The 17,964-nt window shown below is 51.1% G+C and carries 18 protein-coding genes and 1 pseudogene; 9 read left to right on the top strand and 10 right to left on the bottom strand.

Annotation, left to right across the window (positions count from 1 at the left end; translation table 11 throughout):
• Positions 1 to 41: 41 nt before the first annotated feature.
• From AC3ZPD_RS16115 to AC3ZPD_RS16105, 3 genes are read right to left on the bottom strand one after another with little or no spacing between them, the layout of a single operon-like run.
• Positions 42 to 1,334 carry an ABC transporter permease gene (locus AC3ZPD_RS16115; RefSeq protein ID WP_490985307.1) on the bottom strand — a complete coding sequence of 431 codons (1,293 nt, stop codon included), beginning with the start codon at positions 1,332 to 1,334 and terminating at the stop codon, positions 42 to 44.
• Positions 1,335 to 1,356: 22 nt separating this feature from the next.
• A complete protein-coding gene (locus tag AC3ZPD_RS16110; protein ID WP_490985306.1) occupies positions 1,357 to 2,109 on the bottom strand; it encodes an ABC transporter ATP-binding protein in 753 nt (250 codons plus the stop codon).
• A 21-nt stretch (positions 2,110 to 2,130) separates the two neighbouring features.
• Complete coding sequence (locus tag AC3ZPD_RS16105; protein ID WP_490985305.1) at positions 2,131 to 3,483, bottom strand: MFS transporter; 1,353 nt, start codon at positions 3,481 to 3,483, stop codon at positions 2,131 to 2,133.
• Between the two features lie 276 nt (positions 3,484 to 3,759).
• On the opposite strand from AC3ZPD_RS16105, the gene AC3ZPD_RS16100 reads away from it, so the two are divergent.
• Positions 3,760 to 4,227, top strand: a complete 468-nt coding sequence (locus AC3ZPD_RS16100) for a MarR family winged helix-turn-helix transcriptional regulator (protein ID WP_490985304.1) — start codon at positions 3,760 to 3,762, stop codon at positions 4,225 to 4,227.
• Positions 4,228 to 4,375: 148 nt separating this feature from the next.
• Here AC3ZPD_RS16100 and AC3ZPD_RS16095 read toward each other — a convergent pair whose 3' ends face one another.
• Genes AC3ZPD_RS16095 through AC3ZPD_RS16085 form a run of 3 tightly spaced genes read right to left on the bottom strand, consistent with a single transcriptional unit; the run spans position 4,376 to position 5,590 of the window.
• Positions 4,376 to 4,552 (bottom strand): hypothetical protein, encoded by a 177-nt coding sequence (locus AC3ZPD_RS16095; RefSeq protein WP_490985303.1) that lies wholly within the window; start codon positions 4,550 to 4,552, stop codon positions 4,376 to 4,378.
• 28 nt (positions 4,553 to 4,580) lie between these two features.
• On the bottom strand, positions 4,581 to 4,925 hold the full coding sequence (locus tag AC3ZPD_RS16090; RefSeq protein ID WP_490985302.1) for a hypothetical protein: 345 nt from the start codon (positions 4,923 to 4,925) through the stop codon (positions 4,581 to 4,583).
• Positions 4,926 to 4,972: 47 nt separating this feature from the next.
• Positions 4,973 to 5,590, bottom strand: coding sequence for a GNAT family N-acetyltransferase (locus AC3ZPD_RS16085; protein WP_490985301.1), 618 nt, complete (start codon positions 5,588 to 5,590; stop codon positions 4,973 to 4,975).
• A 176-nt stretch (positions 5,591 to 5,766) separates the two neighbouring features.
• Between AC3ZPD_RS16085 and AC3ZPD_RS16080 the strand changes: the two genes are divergently transcribed.
• Positions 5,767 to 6,762 carry an alpha/beta fold hydrolase gene (locus AC3ZPD_RS16080; RefSeq protein WP_490985300.1) on the top strand — a complete coding sequence of 332 codons (996 nt, stop codon included), beginning with the start codon at positions 5,767 to 5,769 and terminating at the stop codon, positions 6,760 to 6,762.
• 114 nt (positions 6,763 to 6,876) lie between these two features.
• On the opposite strand, the gene AC3ZPD_RS16075 is transcribed toward AC3ZPD_RS16080, so the two are convergent.
• A complete protein-coding gene (locus tag AC3ZPD_RS16075) occupies positions 6,877 to 7,113 on the bottom strand; it encodes a Spo0E family sporulation regulatory protein-aspartic acid phosphatase (protein ID WP_490985299.1) in 237 nt (78 codons plus the stop codon).
• A 124-nt stretch (positions 7,114 to 7,237) separates the two neighbouring features.
• Positions 7,238 to 7,549, bottom strand: coding sequence for a hypothetical protein (locus AC3ZPD_RS16070; RefSeq protein WP_490985298.1), 312 nt, complete (start codon positions 7,547 to 7,549; stop codon positions 7,238 to 7,240).
• 185 nt (positions 7,550 to 7,734) lie between these two features.
• Here AC3ZPD_RS16070 and AC3ZPD_RS16065 point away from each other — a divergent pair, with 185 nt between their 5' ends.
• Positions 7,735 to 8,223: a GAF domain-containing protein gene (locus tag AC3ZPD_RS16065; protein WP_490985297.1), complete on the top strand. Its 489-nt coding sequence runs from the start codon at positions 7,735 to 7,737 to the stop codon at positions 8,221 to 8,223.
• Between the two features lie 88 nt (positions 8,224 to 8,311).
• Here AC3ZPD_RS16065 and AC3ZPD_RS16060 read toward each other — a convergent pair whose 3' ends face one another.
• A complete protein-coding gene (locus tag AC3ZPD_RS16060) occupies positions 8,312 to 10,294 on the bottom strand; it encodes an endonuclease MutS2 (RefSeq protein ID WP_490985296.1) in 1,983 nt (660 codons plus the stop codon).
• Positions 10,295 to 10,976: 682 nt separating this feature from the next.
• Here AC3ZPD_RS16060 and AC3ZPD_RS16055 point away from each other — a divergent pair.
• The 6 genes from AC3ZPD_RS16055 to AC3ZPD_RS16030 all read left to right on the top strand — a co-directional run bounded on the left by AC3ZPD_RS16055 (position 10,977) and on the right by AC3ZPD_RS16030 (position 17,145).
• Complete coding sequence (locus AC3ZPD_RS16055; protein WP_490985365.1) at positions 10,977 to 12,782, top strand: LTA synthase family protein; 1,806 nt, start codon at positions 10,977 to 10,979, stop codon at positions 12,780 to 12,782.
• 212 nt (positions 12,783 to 12,994) lie between these two features.
• Positions 12,995 to 13,909 carry an oxygen-dependent tRNA uridine(34) hydroxylase TrhO gene (gene trhO / locus AC3ZPD_RS16050; protein ID WP_490985295.1) on the top strand — a complete coding sequence of 305 codons (915 nt, stop codon included), beginning with the start codon at positions 12,995 to 12,997 and terminating at the stop codon, positions 13,907 to 13,909.
• Positions 13,910 to 13,914: 5 nt separating this feature from the next.
• Positions 13,915 to 14,562, top strand: coding sequence for a helix-turn-helix transcriptional regulator (locus tag AC3ZPD_RS16045; RefSeq protein WP_490985364.1), 648 nt, complete (start codon positions 13,915 to 13,917; stop codon positions 14,560 to 14,562).
• A gap of 118 nt (positions 14,563 to 14,680) precedes the next feature.
• Positions 14,681 to 15,289 (top strand): superoxide dismutase, encoded by a 609-nt coding sequence (locus AC3ZPD_RS16040; RefSeq protein ID WP_490985294.1) that lies wholly within the window; start codon positions 14,681 to 14,683, stop codon positions 15,287 to 15,289.
• Between the two features lie 878 nt (positions 15,290 to 16,167).
• Positions 16,168 to 16,875, top strand: a complete 708-nt coding sequence (locus tag AC3ZPD_RS16035) for a hypothetical protein (RefSeq protein ID WP_490985293.1) — start codon at positions 16,168 to 16,170, stop codon at positions 16,873 to 16,875.
• A 21-nt stretch (positions 16,876 to 16,896) separates the two neighbouring features.
• On the top strand, positions 16,897 to 17,145 hold the full coding sequence (locus tag AC3ZPD_RS16030) for a hypothetical protein (protein ID WP_490985292.1): 249 nt from the start codon (positions 16,897 to 16,899) through the stop codon (positions 17,143 to 17,145).
• Between the two features lie 200 nt (positions 17,146 to 17,345).
• Here AC3ZPD_RS16030 and AC3ZPD_RS16025 read toward each other — a convergent pair.
• Positions 17,346 to 17,952: pseudogene (locus tag AC3ZPD_RS16025) on the bottom strand (transposase); the annotation flags it as partial.
• Between the last annotated feature and the right edge of the window lie 12 nt (positions 17,953 to 17,964).

Here is a 17,964-nt window from a genome sequence, read left to right as displayed (position 1 = left end):
AATCGAAGAGTTAACGTTTTGTTTCATCACTCTCCCCCGTCTCAGCGGCGAACAGGGAGAGTGATTTTTTTTCGCCAGCCGCCAAACAGCTTCCAGCCCCAGACTCCCAGCCACCAGGAGAGCAGGATTCCTGCGGCGAAACCAAACGCAAGCCCCCACCAGGTTGAAGCCAAAGCCCAGCCCAGGCTGAGCGAAAACAAGGTCACGGGGACAAGCAGAAGCAGGCGCATCGCCGGAACGGCGGACTTAAAGGCCAGGGATTCATTGGCGGGCAGGAGCGCCATTACCCGGCTGTCCATAAACACGCGGCGCATGCCGTTCAGCCAATAGGCGAGCAGCACAATCAATCCGGCGAACACCAGCAGATTGATTGGGTAAGGAGACAGCAGCAGGCTGAGGATCCCCGCCCCCGTGTAAATCAGAAGCATCCGCAAGGCCGTCCCGTTCCGGAGAATGCTTTTTACCGCAAGCTCGGCCAGCCGTGCCTGGGGGCTCCTGCGGCCGAGCCAAAGGCGGCCGGAATGCCGCAGCAGCCGAGGCTTGCTGCGATGCCGTTTCGGTTTGTCCACCGCGTTTGAAAGCAGGAAAGCCGACAACCGCAGCTTCTGTTTCATTTCCTCTTCGATATCGGCATAAAAAGTTCCTTTCAGCTTCAAGCGCAGGAGGAGCAGCAAAAGACTCACCCCCGCCATTAGAACGGCGGCAGCGGCGGCCAGTCGAAAGTCCCCCGCACTTATCCGGAGAACTGCCTGCAGCAGGGCAAAAACCAGAACGTGGCTTAAGGTTTGAAGCAGCACCGACCGCCATCCGCTCCATTTGACACGGCAAAAATGCAGAAGCAGCATATGAGCGGTACGGAACGTAAACACGACCAATCCCCAGGTAGCCACATCGCCAGGAGTCAGTCCGAGGCTGCGCACCAGAAGCGGCGACAGCAGCAGGCCGCCGAAAGAGGTCAGAACTGCTACGCAAACGATGGAGCCGGCAATCCCGCGGGCTTTGATGCCCCTCATCCACCGTCCATGGCTGTTTAAGAACAAAAGATCCGCAGCCTCCAGCCGGAGCATAAGCCCCCTTAGAGTCGTGATTAACAGCCATATGGACATCAGGGAGCCCATAGGCAGCAGGGTCAGAAAAGCGGGCAGCGCTTCGGTCCAGAAACTGTAATAAAACCTTCCTGCCAGCAGCAGGCCGGGAATAACGATGTATAAAAGGATCGTTAAATCAACGACAGACGTAATCGCCTTGTACTGAAAGCGGTAATGATCACGGACGCGCTGCCGGTAAAGGGCGCCGGGGCTGGTCAGCCGTTTAGCCGGGGCAGGCTGTTGCATGGGAGCCCCTCCTCTCCTAATTTCAGGTCAACAGATCAAAACAGTCGAACAGGGACGCATCCGGCCGGTCGCACAACCTGCGAATCTCGTCAAGCGTTCCTTCTGCCGCCATTTTCCCTTGGTCGATCAGGACAAAATCATCGCAGATTTTTTCCGCCGTATCCAGTACGTGGGTAGACATCAGGATCCCCGCCCCGCGCTCCCGCTCTTCATCCAGCAGGCTCAGGAAATCCCGGGTTGCCCGGGGATCAAGGCCGATAAAAGGCTCGTCCACGATATAAACGTCCGGTTGGGACAAGAATCCGATCATGAGCATCATTTTCTGCAGCATCCCTTTGGAGAAACCGCCGGGCAGCAAATGCCTTGCTTCTCCCAAGCGGAAACGCTTAAGCAGCTGCTCGCTTCTCGGTACCCACACCTCATCGGGCAGCTCGTTTACCGCTGCTGCCAAAGCCAGATGCTCCCACAGCGTCAGCGTTTCATAATACACCGGCTGCTCGGGCACATAGGCATAGGAGCCCTTGCCGCCGCGAAAAGCGATTCCGGCATCCGCAAAAGGCAGAATGCCGATAATCGCTTTGATGGTCGTGCTTTTCCCCGCACCGTTGGGGCCGATCAGCCCGGTCAAGCCGCCCGGCTTCACTTGAAGCCGGATCCCGCTGATCTTGTTTTGATCCTGCTCATAACCGGCCTGCCTGATATGAACGTCCAGGACGCTGACGCCGTCCGCGCCGCCTGCCGTTCCATTCATCCTTGTGTCCTTACTGCTCCCCATAAAGACGCTGCATCCTGCTCGTTACCCCGCATTCCCCGGGACGACCGCCGCAGCTTTCTCCCCTTCCTGTTTGACAATAGCCGAATGATCTCTTTTCATAATAACAGTTTTGGAGCAGAGCAGCACCAGACCCAGCACGGCAACCAGCCCGCCGGAAATTTTAAAAGCAAGAAAAGCACCGAAGCTGGTAACCAGGTATCCCCCGATCAAAGGGCCGACCAGCGCCGCAGAGGACATGATGCTGTTGACCGTACCAAAAACCCGTCCCGTCAGCCGCTCCGGCGTCCGTTTCTGCAGCTCCGTCTGAAAAGGAATAAACGTCATGCCCGCTCCGAGACCCACGATCATGAAGGAAAAAATCATGGCCGTTTTTCCGGGCCAGCTTCCGAAATCGCCGTATTGGGCAAATATGCTGGCCAGATAAAACATAACCCCCATAACGGCTGAACCCGTCCCCATCTTCGCAAGCGGAGACCACGATTTGAGCAGCCGGACGACCACAGCCGCAGCCAGCGTACCCACGCCGCTTAAGGCGATACACCAGCCCAGCATATCGTCGGGCAGGTTTCTAATGTCCCGGAACAGCACTACCGTCTGGGAATCCGCGATTTGCAGCACCGCCAGTACCAGGGCAAGCGCCAGCAAGCCGTAAGCCAATACCGGAATCGCAGCGATCGACTGAATGCCGGCAGCCAGCTCTTTGAAAAATCCCTTTTTGCCGGAAGACGGCATTTCCTCTTCCCCGGCAGTAGAGTCTCCTCGGTCCTCCTTATGCAGCGGCAGCCGGCTGCGGCTTGGCACGCGGAACAGGAACAAGGCTGAGAGCAGAAAGGTCAAGGCGTTCAGCAGAAAACAGGCCTGCAGCCCAAACATGGCAGTCAGCAGCCCTCCCAGGGCGGGACCCGCGATTTTGCAGCTTTGCTCGATGATCGCGCTGTAGGAAACCGCCTGCTCCAGTTGGCTGCGCGGGACGATTTCCTTAATTTTCCCGCTTTTAGCCGGGCCGAACATGACATCGAATAAACTTTTTACAATCAATAAAAGATACATCTGCCACAACTCCTGGACAAAGGCCATGCCCAAAACCACAAAAATCCGGATCAGATCGGCCCAAATCATAATCTGCTTGCGTTCGATCCGGTCGGCCAGCATGCCTGCCAGCGGACCGCCAAGCAGCATAGGCAGCAGCATGCTCAGGGTCAATCCGGTAATCTGCCAGGGCGTAGCGTCCCACTTCAGCCCTACCAACGTCAAAATGGCCAATATTGTCAGCCATTCTCCCAGATTGGATACGATCTGCGAGCCCAAAAGCGAAAGATACGTTTTATTTTTCAGCAGCGGCCGCTCTGCTGTTTCCCGTGCAGCCATGTTCATCGGATCACAACCCCCGTCAATGATTTCGTAATCTCATTTTAGAAGGACCGCCGTTCCTCTCCATCCGTCCTGGGGCGGATTTGGCGGGGCTTCCGGAGCCGTATTTTGTTTTGCGGCCGAGGAAGGAAGCGGAGAATAAAAAAATCGGCAAAAAAATAGCCCAAATTGTGATAAATTATATTTTTTCCACTCCGGCCTCTGCCTTAAGATACAAGTACATAAATTTCTAACCCTGTTCAAATCTTCAAATCCAAATTTAAATAAGGCGGGATAATTATGATTAAAGCAGAGGAGCATCAGGCGGAATTATCGCTGCATCTGTACCGTGTTCTGGCAAAATCCTTCAAAAGCGTAAACGAACACGCCGTTACGGCCAGCAAGCTGCAAGGGTTTAACCCGACGGCTTTTGCCGTATTGGAGGTGCTGTACTACAAAGGACCGCAGCCGATCCAGCAAATCGGCGCCAAGCTGCTGCTGCAAAGCGGAAACGTTACCTACGTTATAGACAAGCTCGAAGCCGGCGGTCTGCTGCATCGTACGCCCTGCGCTCGCGACCGGCGGGTTATTTTTGCGGAGCTGACCCAAAAAGGCAAAGAAATGATGGACCAGCTGTATCCCGAATTTGAGGACCGGATTGATCACGCCTTGAGCGGCCTGAACGACAATGAAAAGAAAGTGATGATCGAGCTGCTGAAAAAAATGGGCACGGAAGCCGAAAAGCTGCCCCCTCTTCCGCGCAAATAAAGTAAGGATGACCGTTTGATCCGCTGCGGCAGCAGCTTTTCAGGCGGTCTTCTTCTTTGAATTCCAGACCCAAGCTGCACAAAAAAATCCTCCGGACCCTGTCCGAAGGATTTTTTCATCTGCCTTACGCTGCCGTATTTCGGTCAGCTTATTTATGGGACGGATCCATATCCGTGTTTTTGTCCCGGTTTTCACTCGTGATATGTCTCCGGTCATTGCGGTCCTGGTTCAGCTGCTGCGCCTGATGGCTGTTCACCGGCGCCGTTTCCAGATCTTTGACTTCATGGATCAGGTTCTGATCGACGCGCCCGCTCGTTTTGCTCATCTGTATCTCTCCTTGGCTGAAGTTATTTTTAAGAAGGATCGGTAACGGAATGCAGCACCTGGGCGCATTCGTGGATATGGCGTGCATAGTCGTCAATCAATTCCTGCACCGTAGGGCTGTGCTCGTCAATAGGGCGTCCGGCCATTTCAACGTCCACCAGCGCGACGTTCAGTTCCCGTGTATCCTCATAAGTGCATCTGAAATCAAAAGCATACATTTGATGGCCTGCCGCATTGATATGCACGTTGATCGCCTGCGGGTTTGCGTTATCGGCCAGAACCTGCGTAGAATCGCCAGGTCCTAGCATTTCAGGAAGCTGCTGCTGCCAGGCATTGACAAGCGTTTGCTGGTCGATATAAAGCGGTTTATCCAAAACATCCACCTCCCCTTTTTCTATAAAATGCGGAGAGGCGGCTTTTTTTATGCGTTAGGCTCCCATTCTTTCCGAAGCAGCGAATACATGCACAAATCCACGAAACGATCCCCATCCTGCTGATACTCCCGGAGCAAGCCCTCCCGGCTGAAGCCGAGCTTTTGCAGCAATCGGATCGAAGGCGTATTAACGGGAAAAAGCAAAGCCTCGATCCGGTTCAGCCCCATCGTTTCAAAACCGAATCCAAGCATCGTCTGCAGCGCTTCATACATATAACCCTTATTCCAGTAGGCTCTGCCCAGCTCATAGCCGATCTCCGCCCGATAAGCTCCCGCGAGCTGCCAGGTATTGTAGCCGCAGCTGCCGATCAGCCTGCCGTTTTCCTTCAGCTCAATGCCCCATCGGATCGTATCTTCGGTTTCGGCGAGCGCGTTCAGCCACTTCACCATCTCTTCCGTCTCCGCCGCGCTCTCAAATGGAGGAACATTCATATATCGAACGACCTCGGGATCGCTCCAATATTCGAACAACAGCCCTGCGTCTTCCTTCTCCAGCCTGCGGAGCTTCAGCCGGGGGCTTTCCAGGAGGGGAATTTTTCCTTCGCACCGATATTCCACCTTGCTTTCGCTCCTTTCGTCCGGTTTCGCTAAAGCAAATTCAATCATACGAAGGGTCCTTCCGTCAAAGGGGAAGCCGACAGCAATGAAAGTTCGTCATTCCTACTCCGCTTTGCTACAATAAAAATAAACGTATATCCCGAAAGCCGCCTTTAGCCGCCTTTATAAATTCCTTTGATTTTGGGTATTAATACATGTTGAAGATACAAAAGGGGGATCCTTCTATGTTTGCCGCCATCGTCGTTGTTGGTTTGCTGGCCCTCTGGCTGTTGATTACCGCCATAACCCGTTACGGCTTCCGTCTCGTCACCCAGATGCGCCACTACCGTTACCCGGACGAAAGTTTGCTCGATTATCTGCTCCGTACCGGCGTGTTTACCAAAGAAAAATTCGACGCCATGGCCTCGCGGGAAGTCCAGGCTACCTCGAAGGACGGCCTCCGGCTGAATGCGCAGCTTTTTCATCCTTATCCCGGGTCCAAGAGATGGGTAATTATCGCCCACGGCTACACGATGTCTCTGCGATCCTCCCTGCAGTTTGGAGCTTTATTTGAGGAAAAAGGCTTCAACCTGCTGCTGATCGATCACCGCCGGCACGGGAAAAGCCAGGGGAAATATACGACCTACGGCTATCACGAAAAATATGATCTCCAGTCCTGGGTCAACTGGCTGCTGGAGCATTACGGGCCCGATCTCCAAATCGCGCTTCACGGACAGTCGCTTGGCGGCGCAACCGTGCTCGAATATTTAAGCATAGCCGATCCGGCCGTCAAATTTGCCGTTGCGGACTGCGCTTATTCCGATCTCAACAAGCTGATCCGTTATCAGCTTGCCAGAATCATCCGGCTGCCGGCCTTTCCGTTTATCCGGCTGCTGAACCGGGAGCTTCAAACCAAAGCCGGCTTCCGGCTGGAACAGGTCAGCCCGATCCGCTCGGTGAAGCAGTGCCGGCTGCCAATCCTGTTCATCCACGGCTCGGCAGACCGCTATGTTCCTCCGTCCATGAGTCAAGAAATGTACGAGGCGAAGCCGGGCCCCAAACGTCTGGTGCTGATTCCGGGCGCATCTCATGCCACTTCCTATCAGAAAGATCCAAAACGCTATAAGCAGGAACTCCAATCCTTTATTGACGAATGCCTCAAAGAAGAGGAAGAGGAGCCGGCTCCGGCCCCCCGTGCTGCAGCCTGGCAGATGCGGGCTCCGCAGCTGGAAGGAAGGTAAAAAAAGGAATGTTCCGGCAACAAAGAAACCTGCGGCTTAACCTCCGCAGGTTTCTTTGCGACTTAACAGCTGACCTTTTGTTGCATCCGCTGAATGTATGATGTACGGAACCGCTTAATGTTCGAGGCCGGCACCGGTATTTCCGCTTCGCATCTGTTTCTGGGCAAGGACGATATACCGATCCAGACGCTGGCTTAATTCCAAAACAATTTCACTGGTAAAGCCGCTGGTAGCCGAAACCTCGACAAGCTCTTGCCTCAAGCTTTCGATGATATGGTTTAGTTCCTCGTTAATCCGGTTTTTGGGCCGCCTTGCCGGCTGAAACGCGGAATACGGTGTCTGGGCAGTCATTATCTATCCCTCCCTTCACATGCTCTTTTTTCTAATTATAAACGCTGATGCCAAAAAATCACTTTTTAGAAATTGGAAATTATAAAGCACCCCAAAAAAGGAGTGCTCTTTCGCTTACACGGCTTTACTTTGCGCTTTTAACCGCCGGTTTGGAGGACTCGTTCCCGTCCAGTACGGCACTGCACAGCTCGGCCAGAACCGTCTGTATCTCCTTCAGCTCTTCTATTCCGGCGCCCGTGATGGAATAGATGTCATCATGTGGGGTCAAAAAGTTGTCCTCCACCAGCTTTTCCAGTTCAAGCTTCACTTCACGTTCACCGATTCTGTAGCCCCGGCGTTCAAGCTCCAGAAGAGTGTCGCCAATCGTTAAATCCTCCTGCTTGGCATCATGAAGCATATGAATGCGAATGAACAAATTTTGGATGTCGGCCCGCATTACCATTTCTCCCTTCCTCTTGGCGTCGTTTGAATGTCATTACCCGCTGGAGTGAGCCAGGAAACAAAGTTCTGCCGGCCGCAGATTCGCTTCCTCCGGTCCCCTCCCGCCCTGTTGACAGACCCGGCGATCCTGTATACTGTTAACTATTAATAAGGTTACATTTTGAAAGCGAGGGATTTAAGATGTTTCAGGCGACAACTCCGACTGGCGACCGCCAGCAGGCATATAATAGCGCATTAGCGCAGCTTAAAGGCCTTATTGAAGGCGAACCGAACGTGGTGGCGAATTTAGCAAACGCCTCCGCCCTGCTTAATCTCACGCTCCAGGATATTAACTGGGCCGGTTTTTATTTGTACGACGGCCAAGAGCTTGTTTTGGGACCGTTTCAGGGACTCCCGGCCTGCATCCGCATTCCGCTCGGCCGCGGCGTTTGCGGCACTTCCGCGCAAAATCGCGAAACGATCCTCGTAGAGGATGTTCACTCCTTTGAAGGCCACATCGCCTGCGACGCCGCTTCCAACAGCGAAATCGTGGTGCCGATCGTTCAGGACGGCAGCCTGATCGGCGTGTTGGATATCGACAGCCCGCTGAAAGGACGCTTTGACGAAACCGACAAACAATTCCTGGAAGCTTTTGTGGATATCCTGGTCGGCAGCGTCAAATTCGCCTGATCCTTTCGCAAGGAAAGCTTCGAATTTCAAAAAGTTTAAACAAGCCCGCCCGGCATCTTCAGCCGTACGGGCTTGTTTTTATGGCTGCTTAATCCTCCTCTTTAATAATGGCTTTCCCCTCCACATGCCGTTTGCCGAATTGTTTGCTCAGCTTGCGGTTCTCCTTGGATTCGAACACGATATCCAGATCATAATCTTCTCCCGGATACAGCTCGGTGCGGCTGATATAGGGCTTCAGGCGTTTATGGCTGACCTTCAGCTTTTGCTTCTGGATCTGGACGCCCAGCATTCCCCGGCTGTCCTCCAAAGCGCAGATAATGCCCATCCGGTTTAGCGATGTGACCCAGACCGCATCCCCCATCTCGAATTTCGGCCGTTTGTTCTCCGACGGATCTGCTTCGAAAGGTTCCGGTTGGCCGGGCGCTTCAGAAGCCGCGGCCTGACCGTTGTCGTCTTGGACGGCTTCCGTTTCCCGCTCCGCTGCTTGCCGGAGTCCCTGATCCTCTTCCTGAACCCCTCCAGCCTCAAAAAGAGCAGCGCTGCCGGAAGAACTGCGAATCAATTCGCGCGAACGCTCGATGACCCCGCCGGCCATCCCCAGCCGCTGGGCGATTTCCAGCGCGTAGCTTTGGCCCGCTTCGCCGATGGTCAGCCGGTATAACGGCTTCAGGGATACCGGGTCAAACTCCATGCGCGCGTTTCGAAACCCCGGCGTTTGCGCCGCAAATTCCTTCAGCCCGTTAAAATGGGTCGTTACCGCGATAACCGCGCCTTTACGGCACAGCTCCTCCAGAATGGCGATCGATAACGCCATGCCTTCGGCCGGATCGGTCCCGGCCGCCAGTTCGTCGATCAGCATCAGACTGGTGGTGTCCGCCGTCTCCAGCATCTGCGACAAGCTGGAAATCTGCGCGGAGAAGGTGCTCAGGGACTGTTCGAGGCTTTGCCCGTCGCCGATGACGGCCCGTATATTCCGGAACACGGACAAGCGTGTTCCTTCTTCCGCCGGAATCAGCATCCCGGATTGCGCCATCAGCGTCAGGAGGCCAATCGTCCGCAGCACAACCGTTTTGCCCCCGGTGTTGGGTCCGGTAATAATCAGCCCTTTGGCCGGGCCGCCAAGGGATACCTCCAGCGGCACCATGATCTGGAGCAGCTTCGGATGTTTGGCGCCCACAAGGCGGATTCCGCCGTCCGCGTTCAGCGGAACGGCCCGCCCGCCGATGGCCGCCCCGTATTTTCCTTTGGCGAAAATAAAGTCATACGTCCCGGTAATTTCAATATTTTGCTTCAGTTCCCGGGCGGAAGACTCCAGCAGCGCGGAGAGCATAGCCAAAATTTTTGCCTCTTCCCTGGCTTCGTCACCGGTCAGTACATTCAGCTCGAATTGCAGGGACGAAATTTCGTCCGGCTCCAAGAAAACGGTCTGGCCGCTGGTCGACTGGTCCAGCACCGTGCCTTTGACCTTACGGTAATATTCCTTTTTGACGGGAATAACGTACCGCCCGTCCCGGGTGCTGACCAGATGCTCCTGCAGCAGGGAGCCGTATTTGGAGAGCACGGTCTGCATCCGTTTTTGGATGCGTTCCTTGAGGGTGTCCATCTTGCGCCGGATTTTCTCCAGCTCTTTGCTGGCGCTGTCTTCAATCCGCCCGTGCCGGATGCAGCGGTTGATTTCTTCCTGCAGACGCTGCTCCTCGCAGAGCGACATGGCGTACGAGGCAATGGTCGGGGCCAGGTCCGACTTGCCGGCCATGTATTTCTTCAGCTGGCTGCAGCTCCGCAGGAACTGACCGACCGCGGCAAAATCCTGCTCGCCGAATAAATACCCGCAGCCGAGCAGCGAGACGACAAACTCGATCCCGTCGAGTGAGGGCAGCGGGACGCTTGCGCCTTTAACGAGGATCGTTTTGGCCTCCTCCGTTTCCGCCAGCTTTCGTTCTGCCGAGGCCAGCTTCTCCTCGGGAGCCAGTTCGGCTATTCTGCGGCGTCCCTCGTAGGAGACCGCATACCGCATCAATTCCTGGACCGTTTCTTCATAACCTAAAATTTGCAGGGTTTGTGGATCCATGTGTTCTGATTCCTCCTTTGGTTTAAACGCAAAAAAGGGGCAAAGAATGAACGAAGTCATTCCTTGCCCCGGGATGTTTTCCAAGCCATGACAGAAGAAAAAATTCAACAAAAAAACCGTGCTGCAAAGACAGCACGGTCGTCGAATCTTGTTCCAATCAAGGCCGCAAACGGGCGACAATGAGGATCCGTGTGTTCTTAACTAATTTCAGGATGAATCCCGGCATAGGAAAACCAAGCTCCTTTACGGTCATTTTTCCTCGCAAAGGGGCCTTTCGCCGTCATTCATCGCTATGAAATTGCTTAGTTAAGAACGATCACCGTCATCAAAATCTCTCCCATTCGTGTAGGATACCGCTACTGTACCAATTCCCCATTTTAGAGTCAATAGGCGAGATTATGTTTAAATAAGTATTCCAGATATTTGCCATTTTCAAAAAGATAAGCGCTTCTTTTCCAATTTTGAGCGGATTATCCTCTACTTCTACAACTTTACGTCGTTTTTAAGCTACTTATTGCGCAAAGGTGTATTTTAATGTGACCTTCATTTGGAGTATTATAGATATATTGCTTTTGGACTTCTACAAATTGTCATTGAAAGGCAGGTAACCCAAGTGTCATCACAAAACCGTCTCTTCAAAGCGTTCAGCGGCCTGAAAGTTTTCTGGATTTTCTCCCTGATCATGATCGTGAAGAGTTATTTAGCATGGACGGCCGTTTTCGACGGGATTCCCCCGTTATCGCCGATCCTTAAAGAACTGCCGTTTGTCTGGATTACTTTCTGTCTTGTTGAATATTTTGCCTCTAAACGCAAGACGTTATATTATCTGATCGTAAACCTGCTTCTAACCGGACTTTTCTTTGCAGTCATTATGTATCACAAATATTATGGCGTTATTGCCACATACCACGCGCTGCAGCAGGTCAATCAGGTTACGGCGGTCAGCAACAGCGTATTTTCGCTGCTGGCCCCTTATTATCTGCTAATCTTCCTCGACATCGTGGTTATCGGCGTCTACCTGATCCGGAGGGCAAGACGCAGCAAGCGGCAGGCCATCATGGTTCAAGCGCCGCGCCGCACAAGCCGGGCCGTTGTTTCCACCGTCTTTGTGCTGGCCCTCGCCGTCTGCCTGCTGAACACCTGGCCGAACCGGGCCAGCATGAATGAGATCAAAAAGGCCGAGGCTATGGGCATTCTGAATTATGAAGCTTATACCGTATTGGCGTCTCAAAAAGAAGACCTGGTGGATCCTAATCAGATCACCCAGGACACCATTGATAAACTGAAAGGAACTACGGGGCTCGAAAATCCCGTCTACTTCGGTCAGGCCAAAGGCAAAAACCTGATTATCATCCAGATGGAATCGCTGCAAAATTTCCTGATCAATCTGAAGATTGACGGCCAGGAAATCACGCCGAACCTGAACAAGCTGGCCAGCGAAAGCCTGTATTTTCCTCATTTTTATCAAATGGTCGGCCAAGGCAATACTTCCGACGCGGAATTTGTGGTGAATACTTCCTTTTATGTTCCGCCGAACGAAGCGGCCACGCAGAACTACCCGGATAAACAGCTTCCAAGCATGCCTAAGCTGCTCCAGCAGAACAACTACGACACGGCCACATTCCATACCAATATCGTGGAATTCTGGAACCGAGGCGAGCTGTACAAAGCTTTGGGCTGGAACCGGTATTATGACCAGAAGTTCTACGGCACGGATGATTCCGTATTTTTTGGACCTGTAGATGAAGTGTTGTATAAAAAGACTTTGCCTGAGCTGCAAAAGATGGACGCGGCTGACAAACCTTTCTACGCCCAGGTCATCTCCATGACCGCACATCATCCGTTTACCATTCCGCACGAGCTGGATAAAATCCAGCTGCCGGAGCGCTATCAGGATACGATGGTCGGCGATTACCTCCGCGCGCAGAACTACGCGGACTGGGCATTGGGCCAATTCATCCAGGGGCTGAAGGATTCCGGCATCTGGGACAACAGCGTGATCATGCTGTACGGCGACCACCAAGGCCTGCCGAAATACTCTCTGAGCAGCAAAGAAATGGATCTGATGAAGGAAATATACGGCCATGATTACGGCAATGTCGATATGATCAACATTCCTTTCATCGTCTCCGTACCAGGCGTAGAGCCTCAGGTCATCGACCATGTCGGCGGCGAGGTCGACATTTTGCCTACAGCGGCCAATCTGCTCGGCGTTTCCATGGACGGTCACATTCATTTCGGTCAGGACATCCTGAACCAGACATACAATCTTCTGCCTGAACGGTATTACCTGCCGTCCGGTTCCTTCTTGAACGACAAGGCGCTGTTTGTGCCCGGCGTTTGGTACAACGACGGCGATCAGCTGCCGCTTGCGGAGGACGGCGTCACCCAGGCGCTGACCACCGAAGACGAATACAACCGGGCGCTGAAGCTGCTCCAGCTTTCGGACAGCTATGTGAAACAGCTGCCGGACCGGACAGACAAATAGTCCGAATCTAAGGTTACGTTATTGCTTTCCTTATCAAATCGGTTTAACGCCCGGGGGCCGCGCAAGCGGTTGTACGGGCGTTTTCTTTTTTCACCGACATGTACGTTGGCTGCGATGCCAATTTAAGACTTTCTATACTTATATGTTGACTATCTATTTTTATTGTCTTAAAATCGATCATTATCACTTCAAGAACAAGGAGCTAAACCATTTTGAATAACCAAGCTTACCGCGTGTTGTTGTACTATAAATTCGTTCACATCGAAGATCCTGCCGCTTTTACGGCGGAACATCTGCAGTACTGCAAGGATCTGGGCCTGAAAGGCCGGATTCTGATCGCCTCCGAAGGCATTAACGGGACCGTTTCCGGAACCTGGGAACAAACCGAACAATATATGAGGGACCTGCGCAGCAATCCCTTGTTTGCGGATACCGTATTTAAAATCGACGAGATCGAAGGCCATGCCTTCAAAAAAATGTTCGTCCGCCACAAGCAGGAGCTTGTCACGTTCCGTTACGATAAACCGCTTGATCCGAATACGAAATTCGGCAAACGCCTTTCGCCTAAGGAATTTCACGAGCAGCTGCAGCAGGAGGACGTAGTTGTCATCGACGGACGCAACGATTACGAATACGAAATCGGACATTTCCGCGGCGCCATCCGTCCGGATGTCGAGTCTTTCCGCGAGTTTCCGGAATGGATCCGCGCCAATATGGGTCAGTTCAAGGATAAAAAGGTGCTCACCTACTGTACGGGCGGCATTCGCTGCGAGAAGCTGACTGGCTTTCTGATCGATGAAGGTTTCCAGGACGTCAACCAGCTTGAGGGCGGAATCGTAACCTACGGCAAAGATCCCGAGGTGCAGGGCCATTTGTTCGATGGAAAATGTTATGTCTTCGACGAGCGGATTTCCGTGCCGATCAACCGGACCGAAGAAGACGTCGTAATTGCGAAATGTTACCACTGCGGCAAAACGCATGACCGCTACATCAATTGTCCGACCTGCAACCTTCAGCATGTCTGCTGTGAAGAATGCGAGGATACCCATCATCGCTTCTGTTCTTCCGAATGCCGGGAGCATGCGCCTGCAGATTATATTTACGAGAAGACGGAGGTTTCTCTTTGAACAAAATGAAAGAACTGCCGACAAGGGAATATCTGCTCCATCTCCTGAAAACCCGCGGGCCGCTGACGGCCAAGGAAATGGCGGCCGAGCTTGGCATTACCGAAATGGCGGTCCGCCGCCATTTGGGCACGCTGGAGCGGGACGGCCTGATCGAGCCGCGCCTGCAAAGGCAGACCATGGGCCGGCCGACATCGGTTTACGCACTGACCGAACACGCCGACGGCCTGTTTCCGAAAACCTATCACAAGGTAGCTCTTGATCTCCTTGGGGAACTGGCGGAGGAAGCGGGCGAAGAGATGGTCGGTCGGCTGTTCGAGCGGCGGAAGCTGAAGCTGATGCGCAGCTACGAGCCGAAAATGACCGGCGAAGACCTGCGGGGCAAAGTCCGCCTCCTTGCCGACATGCAGAATGAAGGCGGGTACATGGCCGAATGCGAGGAATTGGATAACGGACAGTTTGTCCTCAAGGAATATAACTGTCCGATTTATCAGGTGGCCAATGTCTACAATCAGGCCTGCAGCTGCGAGCTGGAGCTCTTCCAAACGCTGCTGGGCACGGAGGTACAGCGGACCGAATGCCTGGCCAAAGGCGGCAGCTGCTGCACTTACGTGATTTCACAAGCCAAGCGGGAAAATAAAGATTCAGCCGGCTGAACCCAGGCCGGCCTTTTAAATCCCAACTTATGATACATAGTTGTTGACTAAGTTGGAAAACTTTTTTACAATGTCAGATGTAAGCAAGTTTTAAACCCATTTTGAGGAGGAATTTATAATGGCTCATCAATTGCCAGCTTTGCCTTACCCAGCTAACGCTCTCGAACCGCATATCGACGAAACAACGATGAACATCCACCACGACCGTCACCATAATACATACGTGACAAACCTGAACGCTGCTTTGGAAAGCGCTCCTGAGCTGCAAAGCAAATCCGTTGAAGAACTGATCGCTAACCTGGACGCTGTTCCTGAAAACATCCGCACTGCTGTCCGCAACAACGGCGGCGGTCATGCCAACCACTCCCTGTTCTGGGAAGTTATCGGACCAAACGGCGGCGGCGCTCCTAAAGGCAACGTGGCTGCAGCGATCGAAAGCGAGCTTGGCGGCTTCGAGAAATTCAAAGAAGACTTCGCCAAAGCAGCTACTACACGCTTCGGCAGCGGCTGGGCATGGTTGTCCGTAAAAGACGGAAAACTGGTCGTTTCCAGCACACCTAACCAAGACAGCCCAATTATGGAAGGCGCTACGCCGATCCTTGGCCTGGACGTTTGGGAGCATGCTTACTACCTGAACTATCAAAACAAACGCCCTGATTACATCGCCGCTTTCTGGAACGTAATCAACTGGGACGAAGTTGAGAAACGTTACAACGCTGCGAAGTAAGATCGCGGAGACTTAACCGAAAGAAGAAGTAACCCCTCTTCTTTCGGTCAGCGAAATCCCCCCTGAGAATTAGTTGGCAGCCCGATGGGTTGTTCCAGGCAAATTCTTAGGGGTATTTTTATATATCAAGCGTAACTTCGATTTGATCTGCAGCAAACTCATTTTGGGATTTATCATACTTATAAGTGACATGGACAGTGCAGATCAATTCAGGAATCATCGACTTTGACTACAACCCACCGGCTATCTCTACTGTCAACCTCTGCTTCTTTATACTAATTAACGTCACACTACCAAAGTAAAACTTATTTGTAAATTCATCATCCGGCTCATGTGCTTGTAGAAAATCACTATTTTTTTCTTAATTCGTATTATTCACCTTTATGCTTAGTACGAATTAGCAGTTCATTACTCTCGTTTTTTACTTCCGTTTCTATTCCTGCAGCTATTTCTTCAGCCTTATAGATCTCTGAAAGGTCATCTCCGTTTAATACATGAGCTTCGTTAGTATCTAGTTCAGTTCCCAGTCCAGTAATAAGAAGGATAATTGCTTCTTCTTTACCATCCCCTGTAAGATCGACATGGTATACGAGCGGGTCATAAGTTCTTGTGTATCATTCAAAATCGCTTTGTTCTTTGTAAATAGTATTAGACTTTAAAGCCAATCCTTGAATAACATCTCAAAAAAAATAGGGAAAGCGTTCACTCCCTATTAATACTATTTATATAATATCCCTTCTTAAATTACCAAAAATTAATATGAGTCAATACGCCTATTTTTCCTTTTTTTGTTGATAAATCCTATTTTTTTATTAATATGAAAAAAAGTTTTAATTCTATCTTTGTTGGCTTTCTCTCTTTTACTCCCTGGTGCTGCTTTGGCAGACCAAAACCCATCTGAAGGTGCTTCTAACGATGAACAAGTTGTAAGAGCCTTTGTTGTCACCGATGGAGCTTTGACAGAGATACCTGCTGAAGAATATACTAAAATTAAACAAGAAGCCCTTGATCAGGAAACTAAAAGAGCAAAAGAGCTGGCAAAACAAGCTATTCAGACTCTTGTTCAACCTTCTCCTGCTGCAGTAGGAGACCAAGAATTGGGTAGAGAATATAAATATAATCAGTCTGGTTATATTTATGCTACTCCAAGACCTACTTTGGAAAAACGGGTTTCAAGTGCTGTTTATAATTCTACTAACGCTTCTGTGAAAAGAACGATCAGCTTTACAGCATCTCAATCTGTTGTTACAAATTTCTCTATCACCGGAAATGTAGAGATAAAAAAAGCAGTTGACATCGGAATAACTGGTGGAGCATCTTGGTCTGACACTGTTACTAGTAGTGATTCCGTCGAACAAACAATCTCACCATTAAAGTACTCCTGGATGAATTTCTATCCAATAATGAATAACTCCTATGGTTATACTCAAGAAAGCATTGTCTATTACAATATTATTACTGGTTCAACTCATACTGAGCCAGGATTCAATAAATGGACTGATATTTTCATTGCTAGAAGAATCTCTGGAGATCTTCCTGACGGTGTTTATACAGTTGTTGAAAGTAGCTCACCACCGACAAACTAACTAAATTAGGAGGAATCAGCATTGAATAAAAGGGCAGTCGGTATAGTATTTATTACTCTAGGAGTCATTTCTTACATAGTTCGAGAAGTAGTGCATCATATTGATGCGTCCTTTTTCTTACTCGTAGGAAAAAATCCTAGTAATAAAGCTTTCGAGACAGCATTAGAATGGACAGAACCGCCTTATTCAATGTTTATTGTCTATTCATGTTTAATTATTGGTTTTGTTTATTTAGTTTGGGAAGAGTTCTTCACCAATAAAAAGAAATAATAGTAAAAGCGGGCGTACATAACGCTCGCCAGGCTGTCGAGAAACCCCCTGTTTTTGCAGGGGGTTTAAAATCGCGATCCCCAGATCGATTCAAATCAATTTTGGTTTAAAAAATGAATCTCTTGTCGAAAAATCCTTTGGACGTTCTCAGCACTCTGAGACTCCCTCTCAGGAGCCTTTATTTAACGTCCATTGTTCCCTAAGTAGAGCATCTTGAGAAGTGCTTCGTCTATCGGAAAGATGCTCTTGCCCTTGGTTACTTTGCGCAACGGCCGGTGTTAACTCTCAATCATGTTCGTGGTGTAGATCCTTGCGGATTTCGGGCGGATATGTGAAGAATGAGCAGTTCTCTCCAGTTGTTTTCTCCATCAGCACATAATAAGCGGATAATTACCGCCCCAGACTCCTTCGAAACGGTCTAATTCTACCAGAGTTGCCCTTCCGTTGCCGCTTGTAAGATAGGCTTCAGATCCACCATAACTTTCGTGAGATCCATGTAGGAGAGGTAACGAGTCGAATTTCGGTTCTGGTAAAGGAATGTACTCTGGCCTGCTTGACCTTGAAATAGAATAGCATCCAGGAATACGACAGTGTACACGCCTTGAAGTAGGCGATTCTGCCACTCCTTGATGAGCGCACGATCTTGTTCGTCACATTAAACATCGTCGTCTGCAACACCTCGATACCGTACAGATAATTCATGTGATCTTTAATATCCCGCGTGCCGACACCCTTCACGTTCATCACAATGATCTAGTCTTCGATGTCTTTCACGTTAGATGGGTGCTTTTTGACGATAGTGCTTTCCGTTATACACTT

Source organism: Paenibacillus mobilis (assembly GCF_058267595.1).
This window is presented reverse-complemented; position numbering and strand designations above follow the sequence as displayed.

What these genes read in the sequence shown, in the direction of transcription:
- AC3ZPD_RS16115 (WP_490985307.1), bottom strand. Translation starts at nt 1,334, where the DNA reads ATGCAACAGCCTGCCCCGGCTAAACGGCTGACCAGCCCCGGCGCCCTT.
- AC3ZPD_RS16110 (WP_490985306.1), bottom strand. Translation starts at nt 2,109, where the DNA reads ATGGGGAGCAGTAAGGACACAAGGATGAATGGAACGGCAGGCGGCGCG.
- AC3ZPD_RS16105 (WP_490985305.1), bottom strand. Translation starts at nt 3,483, where the DNA reads ATGAACATGGCTGCACGGGAAACAGCAGAGCGGCCGCTGCTGAAAAAT.
- AC3ZPD_RS16100 (WP_490985304.1), top strand. Translation starts at nt 3,760, where the DNA reads ATGATTAAAGCAGAGGAGCATCAGGCGGAATTATCGCTGCATCTGTAC.
- AC3ZPD_RS16095 (WP_490985303.1), bottom strand. Translation starts at nt 4,552, where the DNA reads ATGAGCAAAACGAGCGGGCGCGTCGATCAGAACCTGATCCATGAAGTC.
- AC3ZPD_RS16085 (WP_490985301.1), bottom strand. Translation starts at nt 5,590, where the DNA reads ATGATTGAATTTGCTTTAGCGAAACCGGACGAAAGGAGCGAAAGCAAG.
- AC3ZPD_RS16080 (WP_490985300.1), top strand. Translation starts at nt 5,767, where the DNA reads ATGTTTGCCGCCATCGTCGTTGTTGGTTTGCTGGCCCTCTGGCTGTTG.
- AC3ZPD_RS16075 (WP_490985299.1), bottom strand. Translation starts at nt 7,113, where the DNA reads ATGACTGCCCAGACACCGTATTCCGCGTTTCAGCCGGCAAGGCGGCCC.
- AC3ZPD_RS16070 (WP_490985298.1), bottom strand. Translation starts at nt 7,549, where the DNA reads ATGCGGGCCGACATCCAAAATTTGTTCATTCGCATTCATATGCTTCAT.
- AC3ZPD_RS16065 (WP_490985297.1), top strand. Translation starts at nt 7,735, where the DNA reads ATGTTTCAGGCGACAACTCCGACTGGCGACCGCCAGCAGGCATATAAT.
- AC3ZPD_RS16060 (WP_490985296.1), bottom strand. Translation starts at nt 10,294, where the DNA reads ATGGATCCACAAACCCTGCAAATTTTAGGTTATGAAGAAACGGTCCAG.
- AC3ZPD_RS16055 (WP_490985365.1), top strand. Translation starts at nt 10,977, where the DNA reads ATGATCGTGAAGAGTTATTTAGCATGGACGGCCGTTTTCGACGGGATT.
- AC3ZPD_RS16045 (WP_490985364.1), top strand. Translation starts at nt 13,915, where the DNA reads ATGAAAGAACTGCCGACAAGGGAATATCTGCTCCATCTCCTGAAAACC.
- AC3ZPD_RS16040 (WP_490985294.1), top strand. Translation starts at nt 14,681, where the DNA reads ATGGCTCATCAATTGCCAGCTTTGCCTTACCCAGCTAACGCTCTCGAA.